This window comes from Pseudomonas sp. B21-040 (assembly GCF_024748695.1).
GTDB lineage: Bacteria > Pseudomonadota > Gammaproteobacteria > Pseudomonadales > Pseudomonadaceae > Aquipseudomonas.
Genome location: NZ_CP087176.1, coordinates 5973347 through 5988259, shown reverse-complemented (window position 1 = coordinate 5988259; position 14913 = coordinate 5973347). Strand labels below are relative to the sequence as shown.

General features: G+C 55.4%; 23 protein-coding genes. 22 read left to right on the top strand and 1 reads right to left on the bottom strand.

Going from position 1 to position 14913, the window contains the following annotated elements; all coding sequences use genetic code 11:
- Nucleotides 1-5 precede the first annotated feature (5 nt).
- The 22 genes from rplP (at nt 6) to bfr (ending at nt 11831) form a co-directional block, all read left to right on the top strand.
- Nucleotides 6-419, top strand: a complete 414-nt coding sequence (rplP, locus tag LOY55_RS27465; protein WP_007943783.1) for a 50S ribosomal protein L16 — start codon at nt 6-8, stop codon at nt 417-419.
- Nucleotides 419-610, top strand: coding sequence for a 50S ribosomal protein L29 (rpmC, locus tag LOY55_RS27460; RefSeq protein ID WP_002555481.1), 192 nt, complete (start codon nt 419-421; stop codon nt 608-610). Before rplP ends, rpmC begins: the two co-directional genes overlap by 1 nt.
- A gap of 2 nt (nt 611-612) precedes the next feature.
- Nucleotides 613-879 (top strand): 30S ribosomal protein S17, encoded by a 267-nt coding sequence (gene rpsQ / locus LOY55_RS27455; RefSeq protein WP_003176419.1) that lies wholly within the window; start codon nt 613-615, stop codon nt 877-879.
- A 23-nt stretch (nt 880-902) separates the two neighbouring features.
- On the top strand, nt 903-1271 hold the full coding sequence (gene rplN, locus LOY55_RS27450) for a 50S ribosomal protein L14 (protein ID WP_002555479.1): 369 nt from the start codon (nt 903-905) through the stop codon (nt 1269-1271).
- Nucleotides 1272-1282: 11 nt separating this feature from the next.
- Nucleotides 1283-1597 (top strand): 50S ribosomal protein L24, encoded by a 315-nt coding sequence (rplX, locus tag LOY55_RS27445; RefSeq protein WP_003176416.1) that lies wholly within the window; start codon nt 1283-1285, stop codon nt 1595-1597.
- A gap of 20 nt (nt 1598-1617) precedes the next feature.
- A complete protein-coding gene (rplE, locus tag LOY55_RS27440) occupies nt 1618-2157 on the top strand; it encodes a 50S ribosomal protein L5 (protein WP_003176415.1) in 540 nt (179 codons plus the stop codon).
- A gap of 13 nt (nt 2158-2170) precedes the next feature.
- Nucleotides 2171-2476: a 30S ribosomal protein S14 gene (rpsN, locus tag LOY55_RS27435; protein WP_003176414.1), complete on the top strand. Its 306-nt coding sequence runs from the start codon at nt 2171-2173 to the stop codon at nt 2474-2476.
- 209 nt (nt 2477-2685) lie between these two features.
- The gene (gene rpsH, locus LOY55_RS27430; protein WP_003186040.1) at nt 2686-3078 is read left to right on the top strand and encodes a 30S ribosomal protein S8; all 393 of its coding nucleotides are present in this window, start codon (nt 2686-2688) and stop codon (nt 3076-3078) included.
- A gap of 12 nt (nt 3079-3090) precedes the next feature.
- Nucleotides 3091-3624 (top strand): 50S ribosomal protein L6, encoded by a 534-nt coding sequence (gene rplF, locus LOY55_RS27425; protein ID WP_003176412.1) that lies wholly within the window; start codon nt 3091-3093, stop codon nt 3622-3624.
- 10 nt (nt 3625-3634) lie between these two features.
- Nucleotides 3635-3985, top strand: coding sequence for a 50S ribosomal protein L18 (rplR, locus tag LOY55_RS27420; RefSeq protein WP_003186037.1), 351 nt, complete (start codon nt 3635-3637; stop codon nt 3983-3985).
- Nucleotides 3986-3988: 3 nt separating this feature from the next.
- Nucleotides 3989-4489: a 30S ribosomal protein S5 gene (rpsE, locus tag LOY55_RS27415; RefSeq protein WP_007943782.1), complete on the top strand. Its 501-nt coding sequence runs from the start codon at nt 3989-3991 to the stop codon at nt 4487-4489.
- Nucleotides 4490-4491: 2 nt separating this feature from the next.
- The gene (gene rpmD, locus LOY55_RS27410) at nt 4492-4668 is read left to right on the top strand and encodes a 50S ribosomal protein L30 (protein WP_003176408.1); all 177 of its coding nucleotides are present in this window, start codon (nt 4492-4494) and stop codon (nt 4666-4668) included.
- 3 nt (nt 4669-4671) lie between these two features.
- A complete protein-coding gene (rplO, locus tag LOY55_RS27405; protein ID WP_007896782.1) occupies nt 4672-5109 on the top strand; it encodes a 50S ribosomal protein L15 in 438 nt (145 codons plus the stop codon).
- Nucleotides 5110-6438 carry a preprotein translocase subunit SecY gene (secY, locus tag LOY55_RS27400; protein WP_003228718.1) on the top strand — a complete coding sequence of 443 codons (1329 nt, stop codon included), beginning with the start codon at nt 5110-5112 and terminating at the stop codon, nt 6436-6438.
- Nucleotides 6439-6465: 27 nt separating this feature from the next.
- Nucleotides 6466-6582, top strand: a complete 117-nt coding sequence (gene rpmJ / locus LOY55_RS27395) for a 50S ribosomal protein L36 (protein WP_002555468.1) — start codon at nt 6466-6468, stop codon at nt 6580-6582.
- Nucleotides 6583-6712: 130 nt separating this feature from the next.
- On the top strand, nt 6713-7069 hold the full coding sequence (rpsM, locus tag LOY55_RS27390; RefSeq protein ID WP_003186020.1) for a 30S ribosomal protein S13: 357 nt from the start codon (nt 6713-6715) through the stop codon (nt 7067-7069).
- Between the two features lie 30 nt (nt 7070-7099).
- Entirely contained in the window at nt 7100-7489 is a 390-nt protein-coding gene (rpsK, locus tag LOY55_RS27385) for a 30S ribosomal protein S11 (protein WP_002555466.1), read from the top strand.
- An 18-nt stretch (nt 7490-7507) separates the two neighbouring features.
- Nucleotides 7508-8128 carry a 30S ribosomal protein S4 gene (gene rpsD, locus LOY55_RS27380; RefSeq protein ID WP_003210056.1) on the top strand — a complete coding sequence of 207 codons (621 nt, stop codon included), beginning with the start codon at nt 7508-7510 and terminating at the stop codon, nt 8126-8128.
- Between the two features lie 22 nt (nt 8129-8150).
- Nucleotides 8151-9152 (top strand): DNA-directed RNA polymerase subunit alpha, encoded by a 1002-nt coding sequence (locus LOY55_RS27375; RefSeq protein WP_003186012.1) that lies wholly within the window; start codon nt 8151-8153, stop codon nt 9150-9152.
- 42 nt (nt 9153-9194) lie between these two features.
- The gene (gene rplQ, locus LOY55_RS27370; RefSeq protein WP_003176402.1) at nt 9195-9581 is read left to right on the top strand and encodes a 50S ribosomal protein L17; all 387 of its coding nucleotides are present in this window, start codon (nt 9195-9197) and stop codon (nt 9579-9581) included.
- A gap of 181 nt (nt 9582-9762) precedes the next feature.
- On the top strand, nt 9763-11217 hold the full coding sequence (locus LOY55_RS27365; RefSeq protein ID WP_046028856.1) for a catalase: 1455 nt from the start codon (nt 9763-9765) through the stop codon (nt 11215-11217).
- Between the two features lie 149 nt (nt 11218-11366).
- On the top strand, nt 11367-11831 hold the full coding sequence (gene bfr / locus LOY55_RS27360) for a bacterioferritin (protein ID WP_223525633.1): 465 nt from the start codon (nt 11367-11369) through the stop codon (nt 11829-11831).
- A gap of 64 nt (nt 11832-11895) precedes the next feature.
- Here bfr and uvrA read toward each other — a convergent pair whose 3' ends face one another.
- Nucleotides 11896-14730 (bottom strand): excinuclease ABC subunit UvrA, encoded by a 2835-nt coding sequence (gene uvrA / locus LOY55_RS27355; protein ID WP_109787307.1) that lies wholly within the window; start codon nt 14728-14730, stop codon nt 11896-11898.
- Nucleotides 14731-14913: the final 183 nt, after the last annotated feature.

Sequence of the window (14913 nt, the reverse complement as noted above, 5' to 3'; positions counted from 1 at the left end):
GCCAAATGTTGCAACCAAAGCGTACGAAGTTCCGCAAGCAGATGACAGGCCACAACCGTGGTCTGGCTCAGCGCGGTAGCAAAGTCAGCTTCGGCGAATATGCGCTGAAGTCTGTAGCTCGTGGTCGTCTCACCGCTCGTCAGATTGAGTCAGCGCGTCGTGCTCTGACCCGTCACGTTAAACGTGGCGGCAAGATCTGGATCCGTGTATTCCCGGACAAGCCTATTTCCAAAAAGCCCCTCGAAGTTCGGATGGGTAAAGGTAAGGGTAGTGTGGAGTACTGGGTTGCCCAGATTCAGCCAGGCAAAGTCCTGTATGAAATCGAGGGTGTTTCTGAAGAGCTGGCGCGTGAGGCTTTTGCCCTGGCTGCTGCAAAGCTGCCGCTCGCCACCGCCTTTGTTAAACGGACGGTGATGTGATGAAAGCGAATGAACTTCGTGAAAAATCCGCACAGCAGCTGAACGAGCAACTGCTCGGCTTGCTGCGCGACCAGTTCAATCTGCGTATGCAGAAAGCAACTGGCCAGTTGGGGCAGTCTCATCTGCTCTCGCAAGTTAAGCGTGACATCGCTCGCGTGAAGACTGTGCTCAACCAGCAGGCAGGTAAGTAATCATGGCTGAAGCCGAAAAAACTGTCCGTACGCTGACTGGCCGTGTTGTCAGCGACAAGATGGACAAAACCATCACCGTACTGATCGAGCGTCGCGTTAAGCACCCGATCTACGGTAAATACGTTAAGCGTTCGACTAAGCTGCACGCGCACGACGAAACCAATCAGTGCCACATCGGCGACAAAGTCACTATTCGTGAAACTCGTCCTTTGGCCAAGACCAAGTCTTGGGCGCTGGTTGATGTTCTCGAACGCGCTGTGGAAGTCTAAGGACTAGGGGTCGGAGAAATTATATGATTCAGACTCAATCCATGCTCGATGTGGCCGATAACAGCGGCGCTCGCCGTGTTATGTGCATCAAGGTGCTGGGTGGCTCCCATCGTCGTTACGCTGGTATCGGTGACATCATCAAAGTTACCGTGAAGGAAGCAATTCCTCGCGGTAAAGTGAAAAAAGGCCAAGTGATGACTGCTGTTGTAGTCCGCACTCGTCACGGCGTACGTCGTGCTGATGGCTCCATTATCCGCTTTGATGGCAACGCTGCTGTTCTTCTGAACAACAAGCAAGAGCCGATCGGCACCCGTATCTTTGGGCCAGTGACCCGTGAACTTCGTACTGAGAAGTTCATGAAGATCGTCTCGCTCGCCCCAGAAGTGCTGTAAGGAGATCCGACATGCAAAAGATTCGTCGTGACGACGAGATCATCGTGATCGCCGGCAAAGACAAAGGGAAGCGCGGTAAGGTGCTTAAGGTTCTCGCTAATAACCGTCTGGTTATTGGCGGTCTGAACCTGGTTAAGCGTCATACCAAGCCTAACCCGATGTCGGGCGTACAAGGCGGTATCGTCGAAAAAGAAGCTCCACTGGACGCTTCTAACGTCGCCATTTTCAACGGCGAAACCAACAAGGCTGACCGCGTTGGTTTCAAAGTAGAAGACGGCAAGAAAATTCGTGTCTTCAAGTCGACCCAAAAAGCGGTTGATGCTTGAACACTGCTAGGTAGAAGACCATGGCACGACTAAAAGAGATTTACTGGAAGGAAATCGCACCGAAACTTAAGGAAGAACTTAAGCTTTCGAACGTGATGGAAGTTCCACGCGTTACAAAAATCACCCTGAACATGGGTCTGGGCGAAGCGGTCGGTGACAAAAAAGTCATCGAGCACGCTGTTGCCGACCTGGAAAAGATCACCGGCCAGAAAGTCGTTGTGACCTACGCTCGGAAATCCATCGCTGGCTTTAAAGTCCGTGAAGGTTGGCCGATCGGCGTCAAAGTGACCCTGCGCCGTGAGCGTATGTACGAGTTCCTGGATCGTCTGCTGTCGATCTCCCTGCCTCGGGTTCGCGACTTCCGCGGCCTGAATGCCAAGTCCTTCGATGGTCGTGGTAACTACAGCATGGGCGTTAAAGAGCAGATCATCTTCCCGGAAATCGACTACGACAAGATCGATGCTCTCCGCGGTCTGGACATTACCCTGACCACCACTGCCAAGAACGATGATGAAGGTCGCGCCCTGTTGCGTGCTTTCAAATTCCCGTTCCGCAACTGATTGGAGTAGGAAAATGGCCAAGATGAGCATGAAAAACCGCGAGCTGAAGCGTCAGCTCACGGTTGCCAAGTACGCCAAAAAGCGTGCAGCACTGAAAGCTATCATCGTTGATCTGAACGCAAGTCCAGAAGCACGCTGGGAAGCTACAGTAGCTCTGCAGAAGCAGCCACGTGACGCAAGCGCCTCGCGCATGCGTAACCGCTGCCGCCTGACCGGTCGTCCACACGGCGTTTACCGCAAGTTCGGCCTCGGCCGTAACAAACTGCGTGAAGCTGCAATGCGTGGTGACGTACCTGGTCTGGTTAAAGCCAGCTGGTAAGCACTATCAAAGTCTCGGTGTTCGGGTTCGCAAGATCCTGACCGCCGGTGACCTTGAACTTGAATCAAGCCCCTTTTGGGGCTTGATTCATTTGTGGGGTGTGTCTAGAATACCCGGCTCGCCTGAGCCCGTGCTTTTTCCGCATGGATGAGCTCGGCGACACGTAGTAGCCGCAAGGCTAATTTTTTTGTATTAGGAGCGTCTAGCCCATGAGTATGCAGGACCCGTTAGCGGACATGCTAACTCGAATCCGTAATGCCCAGATGGCTGAAAAGTCCGTCGTAAGCATGCCATCTTCTACTTTGAAGGTAGCTGTTGCCAAAGTCCTGAAGGACGAAGGTTACATTGCGGGTTATCAGATCAGCAGCGAAATCAAACCACTGCTGTCCATCGAGCTGAAGTACTTCGAAGGCCGTCCGGTCATCGAGGAAGTGAAGCGCGTTAGCCGTCCAGGCCTGCGTCAGTACAAGTCCGTCGATGATCTGCCAAAAGTTCGTGGCGGTCTCGGTGTGTCTATCGTCTCCACCAACAAAGGTGTGATGACGGATCGTGCTGCGCGCGCTGCCGGTGTCGGCGGCGAAGTTCTTTGCACTGTGTTCTAAGGGGGGATAAGCATGTCACGCGTCGCTAAGAACCCCGTTAAGCTGCCAGCCGGTGTCGAAGTCAAATTCGCAGGCCAACAGCTTTCGGTGAAGGGTGCCAAGGGCACTCTCGAACTGAACATCCATTCGTCCGTTGAGATCGTTGAAGAAGCTGGTGAGCTGCGTTTCGCTGCTCGCAATGGCGATCAACAAACTCGCGCAATGGCTGGTACCACTCGTGCGTTGGTAAACAACATGGTCCAAGGCGTAAGCCAAGGCTTCGAGCGCAAGCTCCAGCTGGTCGGTGTTGGTTACAAAGCGCAAGCAAAAGGCACAGTGCTGAACCTGGCTCTTGGCTTCTCGCACCCAGTGGATTATGAACTGCCGGAAGGCATCACCGCTGAGACTCCTAGCCAGACCGATATCCTGATCAAGGGCATCGATAAGCAGCTGGTAGGTCAAGTGGCCGCCGAGATCCGCGACTTCCGTCCACCAGAGCCGTACAAAGGCAAAGGTGTGCGCTACGCGGACGAAGTCGTCCGTCGTAAAGAAGCCAAGAAGAAGTAGGGCATAGCAAATGACCGACAAAAAAGTTACTCGACTGCGTCGCGCTCGCAAAGCACGCCTGAAAATGCACGAACTCGAAGTCGTGCGTCTCTGCGTGTTCCGCTCGTCGCAGCACATCTACGCCCAGGTCATTTCGGCCGACGGCAACAAAGTCCTGGCATCTGCCTCGACTTTGGATAAAGAACTGCGTGATGGCGCCACTGGCAACATCGACGCGGCCACTAAGGTTGGCCAGCTGGTCGCTACGCGTGCTAAAGCCGCTGGCGTCTCGCAGGTGGCTTTCGACCGCTCTGGCTTCAAGTACCACGGTCGCGTCAAGGCGCTGGCTGATGCTGCTCGTGAAGCTGGGCTGGAGTTCTAAGTTATGTCAAATAACGACCAAAAGCGCGACGAAGGCTACATCGAGAAGCTGGTTCAAGTTAACCGCGTAGCCAAAACCGTTAAAGGCGGCCGTATCTTCACTTTCACCGCGTTGACCGTGGTTGGTGATGGTAAAGGGCGTGTTGGCTTCGGCCGTGGCAAGTCGCGTGAAGTGCCTGCTGCGATCCAGAAGGCAATGGAAGCTGCTCGCCGCAACATGATCCAAGTTGATCTGAACGGCACCACTCTGCAGTACGCAATGAAGTCCGGTCACGGCGCTTCGAAGGTGTACATGCAGCCTGCTTCTGAAGGTACCGGTATCATCGCTGGCGGCGCTATGCGTGCTGTCCTCGAAGTTGCTGGCGTTCAGAACGTTCTGGCCAAGTGCTACGGCTCGACTAACCCGGTAAACGTGGTTCACGCCACTTTCAAAGGTTTGAAAGCTATGCAGTCTCCTGAATCCATTGCCGCCAAGCGTGGCAAAAGCGTCAAGGAGATCTTCTGATCATGGCTACCGTTAAAGTTACGCTGATCAAAAGCATGACCGGCCGTATCCCTAACCACAAACTGTGCGTTAAGGGTCTTGGTCTGCGTCGCATCGGTCACACTGTAGAAGTCCAGGATACTCCCGAGAATCGCGGGATGATCAACAAGGCTTACTACATGCTGCGTGTCGAGGGTTAATCGATGAAACTCAATGATCTGAGTCCAGCGCCGGGTTCCCGTCGCGAAAAGCATCGTCCGGGCCGTGGTATCGGTAGTGGTTTGGGCAAGACCGGTGGCCGTGGCCACAAAGGTCAGTCCTCCCGCTCCGGTGGCACCATTGCTCCAGGCTTTGAAGGCGGTCAACAGCCGCTGCATCGTCGCCTGCCGAAGTTCGGTTTCGTTTCCCTGAAAGCCATGGATCGCGCAGAAGTGCGTTTGTCCGAGCTGGCTAAAGTGGAAGGCGACATCGTCACCGTGCAGTCCCTGAAAGATGCCAACGTGATCAACGTCAACGTACAGCGTGTGAAAATCATGCTGTCCGGCGAAGTTACTCGCGCTGTCACCATCGGAAAGGGAATCGGCGCCACCAAAGGTGCGCGTGCGGCTATCGAAGCAGCTGGCGGCAAGTTCGAGGAATAAATGGCTAAGCAAGGTGCTCTCTCTGCGCTCGGCAAAGGCGGTATGTCTGAACTCTGGGCTCGTCTGCGTTTTCTGTTCCTGGCGATTATCGTCTACCGAATAGGCGCACACATCCCGGTTCCAGGTATCAACCCGGACCGACTCGCGGACCTGTTTCGACAGAATGAGGGGACCATTCTTAGCTTGTTCAACATGTTTTCCGGCGGCGCGCTGGAACGGATGAGCATCTTTGCACTGGGGATCATGCCGTACATTTCGGCATCGATCATCATGCAGCTGATGACCGCCGTCAGCCCGCAGCTGGAGCAGTTGAAGAAGGAAGGTGAAGCTGGCCGTCGCAAGATCAGCCAGTACACCCGCTACGGCACTGTCGTCCTCGCTCTCGTTCAGGCAATTGGCATGTCCATTGGTCTGGCAGGGCAGGGCGTTGCGTTCACTGGTGACTTTGGCTTCCATTTCGTCGCGGTATCCACTTTTGTGGCTGGTGCGATGTTCATGATGTGGCTGGGTGAGCAGATTACTGAGCGTGGTGTTGGCAACGGTATCTCGATGTTGATTTTTTCGGGTATCGTCGCCGGTCTTCCGAGAGCGATCGGGCAGTCTTTCGAGTCTGCACGTCAGGGCGATATCAACATCTTCGCCTTGGTTGCCATCGGTTTGCTGGCAGTAGCGATTATCGGTTTCGTGGTGTTCATTGAGCGTGGTCAGCGTCGTATTGCTGTTCACTACGCCAAGCGTCAGCAGGGCCGTAAGGTCTTTGCTGCGCAGACTAGCCACTTGCCGCTGAAGGTGAACATGGCCGGTGTTATTCCGGCCATTTTCGCGAGCAGCATTTTGCTGTTCCCGGCTTCGTTGGGTGCCTGGTTCGGTCAGTCTGAAGGTATGGGCTGGTTGCAGGACATCTCGCAGTCGATCGCTCCTGGTCAGCCGTTGAATATTCTGCTGTTTAGTGCAGGGATTATTTTCTTCTGCTTCTTCTATACGGCGTTGATGTTCAATCCGAAAGACGTAGCGGAAAACCTGAAGAAGTCCGGTGCCTTTATTCCGGGCATCCGTCCAGGTGAGCAGTCTGCGCGCTACATTGATGGCGTTCTGACTCGCTTGACCATGTTCGGTGCTCTTTACATGACGGCCGTGTGCCTGTTGCCCCAGTTCCTGGTGGTTGCAGCAAACGTACCGTTCTACCTTGGCGGGACCTCGTTGCTGATCGTCGTCGTGGTTGTGATGGACTTCATGTCCCAAGTACAATCGCACCTCGTTTCGCACCAGTACGAATCCCTGATGAAGAAAGCCAACCTGAAGGGTTACGGCAGCGGCATGTTGCGCTGAGTACCCATAAGGTTCGAGGAGTTGGTGATGAAAGTTCGTGCATCGGTGAAAAAGCTGTGCCGTAACTGCAAGATTATTCGCCGCGAAGGTGTTGTTCGAGTAATTTGCAGCGCGGAACCGCGTCACAAACAGCGCCAAGGCTGAGTGTGATTGTGCTTCAAGCCCGGTAGCTAGTGCGCTACCGGGTTGATTATTTGTTATTACAGCGATATTATCTCGCGCCCTATTTCTTGGCTTCCGGGGCGTAGGTAGCTGTCAATTGGAGTCCCACTGAATGGCCCGTATTGCAGGCGTTAACATTCCAGATAACAAGCATACTGTTATCTCGCTGACCTACATCTATGGTGTTGGTCGCACTACTGCACAGAAGATCTGTGCAGTGACTGGGGTAAACCCAGCCGCAAAGATCAAAGATCTGAGCGACGAGCAGATTGAACAGCTGCGTGGCGAAGTGGCGAAGTTCACCACTGAAGGTGACCTGCGTCGCGAAATCAACATGAAAATCAAGCGTTTGATGGACCTCGGTTGCTATCGCGGTCTGCGTCATCGTCGTGGTCTTCCAGTACGCGGTCAGCGTACCAAGACTAACGCGCGTACCCGTAAAGGTCCGCGTAAGCCGATCCGCAAGTAATCGCCCCAGCGAATCGACAGGAAATTAATCATGGCTAAACCTGCTGCTCGTCCTCGTAAAAAAGTTAAAAAGACAGTGGTTGATGGCATCGCCCACATCCATGCATCTTTTAACAACACAATCGTGACCATCACCGACCGTCAAGGCAACGCTCTTTCCTGGGCTACCTCCGGTGGTTCGGGTTTCCGCGGTTCCCGCAAGTCCACCCCGTTTGCTGCTCAAGTAGCTGCTGAACGTGCTGGCCAAGCTGCGCTGGAATACGGTCTGAAAAACCTCGACGTTAACGTCAAAGGTCCAGGCCCAGGTCGTGAATCCGCAGTCCGCGCTTTGAACGGCTGTGGCTACAAGATCGCCAGCATCACCGACGTGACGCCAATCCCGCACAACGGGTGCCGTCCGCCGAAGAAGCGCCGCGTGTAATCCAGGAGATTGTAAAGAATGGCTCGTTACATTGGTCCAAAATGCAAACTCGCTCGTCGCGAAGGCACCGATCTCTTTCTGAAGAGCGGCGTGCGCGCGATCGAATCGAAGTGCAACATTGAAGCAGCACCTGGTATCCACGGCCAACGCCGCGGTCGCCAGTCCGATTACGGCACCCAACTGCGTGAAAAGCAGAAGGTCCGTCGTATCTACGGCGTTCTCGAGCGTCAATTCAGCGGCTACTATAAAGAAGCTGCTGGCAAGAAAGGTGCAACCGGTGAAAACCTGCTGCAACTGCTCGAATGCCGTTTGGACAACGTTGTATACCGTATGGGTTTTGGCTCTACTCGTGCCGAATCCCGTCAGCTGGTATCGCACAAATCCGTCAGCGTTAACGGTCAGACCGTAAACGTACCGTCTTACCAGGTTCGTGCTGGTGACGTGGTCGCGATTCGCGAGAAAGCAAAGAACCAACTTCGCATTGTCCAAGCTCTCGATCTGTGTGCCCAACGTGGCCGCGTAGAATGGGTAGAAGTAGACACTGAGAAGAAGTCGGGCGTTTTCAAGAACGTTCCAGCTCGCAGTGATCTGTCCGCCGACATCAACGAAAGCCTGATTGTCGAGCTCTACTCCAAGTAAGGGCTAGAAAATAGGTGCATCCATGCAGATTTCGGTAAATGAGTTCCTGACACCCCGCCACATTGATGTGCAGGTTGTCAGTCCAACCCGCGCCAAGATCACTCTCGAGCCTCTCGAGCGTGGTTTCGGCCACACCCTGGGCAACGCGCTGCGCCGCATCCTGTTGTCCTCAATGCCCGGCTGTGCAGTAGTCGAGGCCGAGATTGACGGTGTACTCCATGAGTACAGCGCCATCGAAGGCGTACAGGAAGACGTAATTGAAATCCTGTTGAACCTTAAAGGTCTGGCTATCAAGCTGCACGGTCGTGACGAAGTTACGCTGACCTTGTCGAAGAAGGGTTCGGGGGTGGTTACCGCTGCCGATATTCAGCTGGATCATGATGTCGAGATCGTTAACCCCGATCACGTAATCGCTAACCTGGCGTCTAACGGCGCCCTGAACATGAAGCTCACCGTAGCTCGTGGTCGTGGTTATGAACCGGCAGACTCGCGTCAGAGCGATGAAGACGAAAGCCGCAGCATCGGTCGCTTGCAGCTTGACTCTTCGTTCAGCCCGGTTCGCCGTATCGCATACGTGGTGGAAAACGCCCGTGTCGAGCAGCGTACTAACCTGGACAAGCTGGTTATTGATCTGGAAACCAACGGTACTCTGGATCCTGAAGAGGCTATCCGCCGCGCTGCAACCATTCTGCAACAGCAGTTGGCTGCGTTCGTCGACCTCAAAGGTGACAGTGAGCCAGTGGTTGTTGAGCAGGAAGACGAGATCGATCCGATCCTGCTTCGCCCGGTTGACGATCTGGAACTGACTGTACGTTCGGCTAACTGCCTTAAGGCGGAAAACATCTACTACATCGGTGACCTGATTCAGCGTACCGAAGTAGAGCTGTTGAAGACTCCGAACCTTGGCAAGAAATCCTTGACTGAAATCAAGGACGTTCTGGCCTCCCGCGGTCTGTCCCTCGGCATGCGCCTCGACAACTGGCCGCCTGCAAGTCTTAAGAAGGACGACAAGGCGACTGCCTGATCGTCGTAATCACCGAACGTCGTGTTTGGTAAGGAATGAACCATGCGTCATCGTAAAAGTGGTCGTCACCTGAGCCGCACTAGCTCGCACCGCAAGGCCATGTTTCAAAACATGGCAGTGTCGCTGTTCGAGCACGAGCTGATCAAAACTACACTGCCGAAAGCTAAAGAACTGCGTCGCGTTGCTGAGCCGCTGATCACTTTGGCCAAGACAGACAGCCTGGCTAACCGCCGTCTGGCTTTCGACCGTACTCGTTCGAAAGCTATCGTTGGTAAGCTCTTCAACGACCTGGGCAAGCGTTACGCTACCCGTGAGGGTGGCTACCTGCGCATCCTCAAGTGCGGCTTCCGCGCTGGCGACAACGCGCCTATGGCGTACGTCGAGTTGGTTGATCGTGCTACTGCTGGCGAAGCTGTATCCGCCGAGTAAGACGTCAGTCTGAAACAAAGAACCGGGCCTAGTGCCCGGTTTTTTGTGTGCGGTCGAAAGTATCTTAGAAATTTTCTATCGATTACAAAATGTTAATGAATTTGTAGGTGTAACGTGGGTGAGCAATACTCCTTTTCAGCCGATTAGCCGGCAGTGAAAGACTGACAAAGGAAGAGATCGCATGAGCCAAAGTAAAACGCTTACCACCGCCAGTGGCGCTCCTGTCGCCGATAACCAGAATTCTCGCTCCGCCGGCCCTCGTGGCCCGCTGCTGCTCGACGATTTTCACCTGATCGAGAAGCTCGCCCATTTCAACCGTGAAAACATCCCTGAGCGTCGCGTGCACGCTAAAGGTTCGGGCGCCTACGGAACGTTCACCGTAACGCGTGATATCACCCAATACACCAGCGCTAAACTGTTCGAGTCCGTGGGCAAGCAAACCCCGACGTTCCTGCGGTTTTCCACTGTTGGTGGTGAGCGTGGTTCGGCCGACACTGAGCGCGATCCACGTGGCTTCGCCCTGAAGTTCTATACCGAGGAAGGCAACTGGGACATCGTCGGCAACAACACGCCCGTTTTCTTCATTCGCGATCCTTTGAAATTCCCCGACTTTATTCACACTCAAAAACGCTTGCCGCAAAGCAATCTGAAAAGTGCGCAGATGATGTGGGATTTCTGGTCGCACTCACCCGAGGCGTTGCACCAGGTCACGATCCTGTTCTCGGATCGCGGCATTCCTGACGGTTACCGTCACATGCATGGCTTCGGCAGTCACACCTACAGCCTGATCAACGCCAGCGGCGAGCGGCATTGGGTGAAGTGGCACTACAAGACTCAGCAAGGGATCAAGAACCTCGCTCCGGCAGATGCTGCACGCCTGGCGGGCACTGATCCGGATTACGCCCAGCGTGACCTGTTTGGTGCAATCGAGCGCGGAGACTTCCCCAAATGGCGTGTTTGCATCCAGATTATGTCTGAGGCTCAGGCAGCAGAGCATTACGAGAACCCGTTCGATGTGACCAAGACCTGGTCGCAGAAAGAGTTTCCACTGATTGAAGTAGGCGAATTGGAGCTCAATCGCAATCCGCAGAACTACTTTGCTGAGGTCGAGCAAGCGGCGTTTGGTCCGAGCAACATGGTGCCGGGTGTCGGTCTGTCGCCTGATCGCATGCTGCAAGGTCGCGTATTCGCCTACGCGGATGCTCACCGCTACCGTGTTGGCACCAATCACCAGCAACTGCCGGTGAATGCGCCTCGCAGTCCGGTGAACAGCTACCAGCGTGATGGTTCGATGGCGTTTGGCAGCAACGGCGGTGCAACGCCTAACTATGAGCCGAACAGCTATGTCGCTTCGCCGAAGCAAGCGCCTCATTATGCAGAGCCGCCGTTGGTGCTGAGCGGGGCGGCTGATCGCTACGATCACCGCGAAGATACCGACTACTACAGCCATGCCGGTGCGTTGTTCCGTTTAATGAGCGATGAGCAGAAAAGGCTGCTGGTCAGCAATATTGCCGGCGCAATGGCTGGGGTTTCCAGCGATGTGGTTGACCGTCAATTGCAGCATTTCTACAAAGCCGATCCTGCGTATGGAGAAGCAATCGCAAAGCTGCTCAACGTACAGCTTAACGAAGTCTAAATGAGAAGCAGAACCGCCCTCGATTGGGCGGTTTTTGCGTTATTTAAACCACTTTTCTCAGAATATCTTCGCTTTTATCGCGCAAACGGAGTGACCAATCAGTCGTCGTGGTTCAAACTACAGACTTTCAAGCAGGGAGATGTAGGGCGATGCAAGGCCACCCAGACGTAATCGATTACCTCAACACGTTGCTGACTGGCGAACTGGCGGCACGTGATCAATATTTCGTCCATTCGCGGATGTATGAGGACTGGGGTTTCACCAAGCTCTACGAACGTATCAATCACGAGATGGAAGAAGAGGCGGGGCATGCGGATGCCCTGATGCGCCGTATCCTGATGCTCGAAGGCACGCCGCGCATGCGTCCCGACGACCTTGATGTCGGCACCACCGTGCCGGAGATGCTCGCCGCTGACCTGCGCCTGGAATACAAAGTCCGCGCCGCACTCTGCAAGGGCATCAAGCTCTGCGAGCAGCACAAGGACTATGTCAGCCGCGAGATGCTGCGGATCCAGTTACATGACACCGAAGAAGATCACACCTACTGGCTTGAAAAGCAGATGGGTCTGATCAAGTTGATCGGTCTCGAGAACTACCTGCAATCCCACGCCTGATTGCACCGATATAAAAAAGCCCCTGTCACTGAGTCAGTGACAGGGGCTTTTTTTCGAGCCGGATTCAGGCTCGATCACGCTCCAGCAGCGGTTTGAGGTAGAAGCCGGTATGCGACTGCTTCATCTCGGAGACTTCTTCCGGCGTACCGACGGCAATGATCTGCCCGCCCTTGGAACCGCCCTCCGGGCCCAGGTCCACCAGCCAGTCAGCGGTCTTGATCACGTCGAGGTTATGCTCGATTACCACCACGGTGTTGCCGTGGTCGCGAAGGCGGTGCAGCACATCCAGCAATTGCTGAATGTCCGCGAAGTGCAGACCGGTCGTAGGCTCATCGAGGATATACAGCGTCTTGCCGGTATCGCGCTTGGACAGTTCACGGGACAGTTTCACCCGTTGCGCTTCACCGCCGGACAGTGTGGTCGCCGATTGCCCCAGTTTGATGTACGACAAACCCACATCCATCAGCGTCTGAAGTTTGCGTGCCAGGGCTGGAACCGCATCGAAGAACACCCGGGCTTCCTCGATGGTCATCTCGAGGGTTTCGTGGATGCTCTTGCCCTTGTACTTGATCTCCAGTGTTTCACGGTTGTAGCGCTTGCTTTTGCAGACGTCGCACGGGACATAGATGTCTGGCAGGAAGTGCATTTCCACCTTGATCAAACCGTCGCCCTGGCAGGCCTCGCAACGTCCGCCTTTCACGTTGAAGGAGAAGCGTCCCGGGCCGTAACCCCGTGAACGAGACTCCGGCACGCCGGCAAACAGCTCACGAATCGGAGTGAACAGACCGGTGTAAGTCGCCGGGTTGGAGCGTGGTGTACGACCGATTGGGCTTTGGTCGATGTCGACGACCTTATCCAGATGCTCCAGGCCCTTGATGCTGTCGTGAGCGGCAGCTTCAAGCGTTGTTGCGCCGTTGAGCGCCGTTGCGCTCAACGGGAAGAGTGTGTTGTTGATCAGCGTCGATTTGCCAGAGCCCGATACACCGGTCACGCAGGTCAACAGGCCAATCGGAATTTCCAGGTCAACGTCGCGCAAGTTGTTACCGCGAGCGCCCTTGAGCGACAACGACAGTTTCTTGTTACGCGGTGTGCGTTTGGCCGGAACAGCAATCTTCACCCGACCCGACAAGTACTTGCCAGTCAATGAATCCGGGTGAGCCATGACCTCGGCCGGTGTACCTTCGGCGACAATATGGCCACCGTGTACGCCAGCGCCCGGACCGATGTCCACCACGTAGTCGGCCAAGCGAATCGCATCTTCATCGTGCTCGACCACGATCACCGTGTTGCCGATGTCGCGCAGGTGCTTGAGCGTCCCGAGCAACCGATCGTTATCGCGTTGGTGCAGGCCAATCGACGGTTCATCGAGGATGTACAGAACCCCCACCAGGCCGGCACCAATCTGGCTGGCCAGGCGAATCCGCTGGGCCTCGCCGCCGGACAATGTGTCCGCACTGCGATCCAGCGAAAGATAGTCGAGGCCCACGTTCACCAGAAACTGCAGGCGTTCGCGGATTTCCTTGAGGATCTTGTCGGCAATTTCGCCGCGACGGCCTGTCAGCTTCAGAACCTCGAAATACTCGCAGGCATCCCCGATCGGCAGATTGGTCACTGCGGGCAGCGTCTTCTCGCCTACCCACACGTGCCGGGCTTCACGCCGCAGGCGCGTGCCCCGGCAGTCCGGGCACGACTGGGTGCTGAGGAATTTGGCCAGCTCTTCACGCACCGAAGCAGACTCGGTTTCGCGATAGCGGCGCTCAAGGTTCGGCACGATGCCTTCAAACGGATGAGAGCGTTTGACGATGTCGCCACGGTCGTTCAGGTATTTGAAGTCGACGTTTTGCGAGCCGCTACCATGCAGGATGAATTTCTGTTGGTCGGCCGGCAGTTCGTTGAATGGCACTTCCAGGCTGAATTTGTAGTGGGACGCCAACGACCCGAGCATCTGGAAGTAATAGACGTTGCGCCTGTCCCAGCCGCGAATCGCGCCTTCTGCCAGTGTCAGCTCGCCGTTCACCAATCGCTTGATGTCGAAAAACTGCTTCACACCCAGGCCGTCGCAGGTCGGGCAAGCGCCGGCCGGGTTGTTGAAGGAGAACAGCTTGGGTTCGAGCTCACTGATGGCGTGGCCGCAAATCGGGCAGGCGAAGCGCGCGGAGAAGATCATTTCTTCACCCGGTTCGTCGTCCATCGGCGCAACCAGCGCAATGCCGTCAGCCAGTTTCAGTGCGGTTTCGAACGATTCGGCCAGGCGCTGTTGCAGATCGGCGCGAACCTTGAAACGGTCGACCACGACATCGATCGAATGCTTCTTCTGTTTATCCAGCTTGGGCAATTCGTCCAGCTCGCAGAGCCGGCCATTGACCCGGGCCCGGACAAAACCCTGGGCGCGCAGTTCTTCGAAGACCGACAGATGCTCGCCTTTGCGCTCGCGGATGACCGGGGCCAGCAGCATCAGTTTGCTGCCCTCCGGTTGGGCGAGGACCAGGTCGACCATCTGGCTGACAGTTTGTGCTTCCAGTGGAATGTCGTGATCCGGGCAGCGCGGAATACCCACGCGCGCATACAGCAGACGCAGGTAGTCGTAGATTTCGGTGATGGTGCCGACCGTCGAGCGCGGGTTGTGCGAGGTCGACTTCTGTTCGATGGAAATGGCTGGCGACAAACCCTCGATGGTATCGACGTCAGGCTTTTCCATCATCGACAAAAACTGCCGGGCGTAGGCCGACAACGATTCGACGTAGCGGCGCTGGCCTTCGGCGTACAGCGTGTCGAACGCCAGGGACGATTTGCCCGACCCGGACAGGCCGGTGATGACGATCAGTTTGTCCCGTGGCAGGGTCAGGTCGATGTTCTTCAGGTTGTGGGTCCGGGCCCCACGAATCAGGATCTTGTCCAAAAGTGGCCTCGCTTGGCGGGCGTCGAAAACGTAGGAGTATACGGCCAAATACTGGATGGATGCACACTATCAAACGAGTGGATGATTGTCTTAGATGAAGAGTCTGTCAGCAGAACGCGTCAAAGCGTCGCGATATACCCTGTCAATCGATGGGACTGGTAGAATCGCGGCCGGTTCACATGA

What these genes read in the sequence shown, in the direction of transcription:
- rplP (WP_007943783.1), top strand. Translation starts at nt 6, where the DNA reads ATGTTGCAACCAAAGCGTACGAAGTTCCGCAAGCAGATGACAGGCCAC.
- rpmC (WP_002555481.1), top strand. Translation starts at nt 419, where the DNA reads ATGAAAGCGAATGAACTTCGTGAAAAATCCGCACAGCAGCTGAACGAG.
- rpsQ (WP_003176419.1), top strand. Translation starts at nt 613, where the DNA reads ATGGCTGAAGCCGAAAAAACTGTCCGTACGCTGACTGGCCGTGTTGTC.
- rplN (WP_002555479.1), top strand. Translation starts at nt 903, where the DNA reads ATGATTCAGACTCAATCCATGCTCGATGTGGCCGATAACAGCGGCGCT.
- rplX (WP_003176416.1), top strand. Translation starts at nt 1,283, where the DNA reads ATGCAAAAGATTCGTCGTGACGACGAGATCATCGTGATCGCCGGCAAA.
- rplE (WP_003176415.1), top strand. Translation starts at nt 1,618, where the DNA reads ATGGCACGACTAAAAGAGATTTACTGGAAGGAAATCGCACCGAAACTT.
- rpsN (WP_003176414.1), top strand. Translation starts at nt 2,171, where the DNA reads ATGGCCAAGATGAGCATGAAAAACCGCGAGCTGAAGCGTCAGCTCACG.
- rpsH (WP_003186040.1), top strand. Translation starts at nt 2,686, where the DNA reads ATGAGTATGCAGGACCCGTTAGCGGACATGCTAACTCGAATCCGTAAT.
- rplF (WP_003176412.1), top strand. Translation starts at nt 3,091, where the DNA reads ATGTCACGCGTCGCTAAGAACCCCGTTAAGCTGCCAGCCGGTGTCGAA.
- rplR (WP_003186037.1), top strand. Translation starts at nt 3,635, where the DNA reads ATGACCGACAAAAAAGTTACTCGACTGCGTCGCGCTCGCAAAGCACGC.
- rpsE (WP_007943782.1), top strand. Translation starts at nt 3,989, where the DNA reads ATGTCAAATAACGACCAAAAGCGCGACGAAGGCTACATCGAGAAGCTG.
- rpmD (WP_003176408.1), top strand. Translation starts at nt 4,492, where the DNA reads ATGGCTACCGTTAAAGTTACGCTGATCAAAAGCATGACCGGCCGTATC.
- rplO (WP_007896782.1), top strand. Translation starts at nt 4,672, where the DNA reads ATGAAACTCAATGATCTGAGTCCAGCGCCGGGTTCCCGTCGCGAAAAG.
- secY (WP_003228718.1), top strand. Translation starts at nt 5,110, where the DNA reads ATGGCTAAGCAAGGTGCTCTCTCTGCGCTCGGCAAAGGCGGTATGTCT.
- rpmJ (WP_002555468.1), top strand. Translation starts at nt 6,466, where the DNA reads ATGAAAGTTCGTGCATCGGTGAAAAAGCTGTGCCGTAACTGCAAGATT.
- rpsM (WP_003186020.1), top strand. Translation starts at nt 6,713, where the DNA reads ATGGCCCGTATTGCAGGCGTTAACATTCCAGATAACAAGCATACTGTT.
- rpsK (WP_002555466.1), top strand. Translation starts at nt 7,100, where the DNA reads ATGGCTAAACCTGCTGCTCGTCCTCGTAAAAAAGTTAAAAAGACAGTG.
- rpsD (WP_003210056.1), top strand. Translation starts at nt 7,508, where the DNA reads ATGGCTCGTTACATTGGTCCAAAATGCAAACTCGCTCGTCGCGAAGGC.
- LOY55_RS27375 (WP_003186012.1), top strand. Translation starts at nt 8,151, where the DNA reads ATGCAGATTTCGGTAAATGAGTTCCTGACACCCCGCCACATTGATGTG.
- rplQ (WP_003176402.1), top strand. Translation starts at nt 9,195, where the DNA reads ATGCGTCATCGTAAAAGTGGTCGTCACCTGAGCCGCACTAGCTCGCAC.
- LOY55_RS27365 (WP_046028856.1), top strand. Translation starts at nt 9,763, where the DNA reads ATGAGCCAAAGTAAAACGCTTACCACCGCCAGTGGCGCTCCTGTCGCC.
- bfr (WP_223525633.1), top strand. Translation starts at nt 11,367, where the DNA reads ATGCAAGGCCACCCAGACGTAATCGATTACCTCAACACGTTGCTGACT.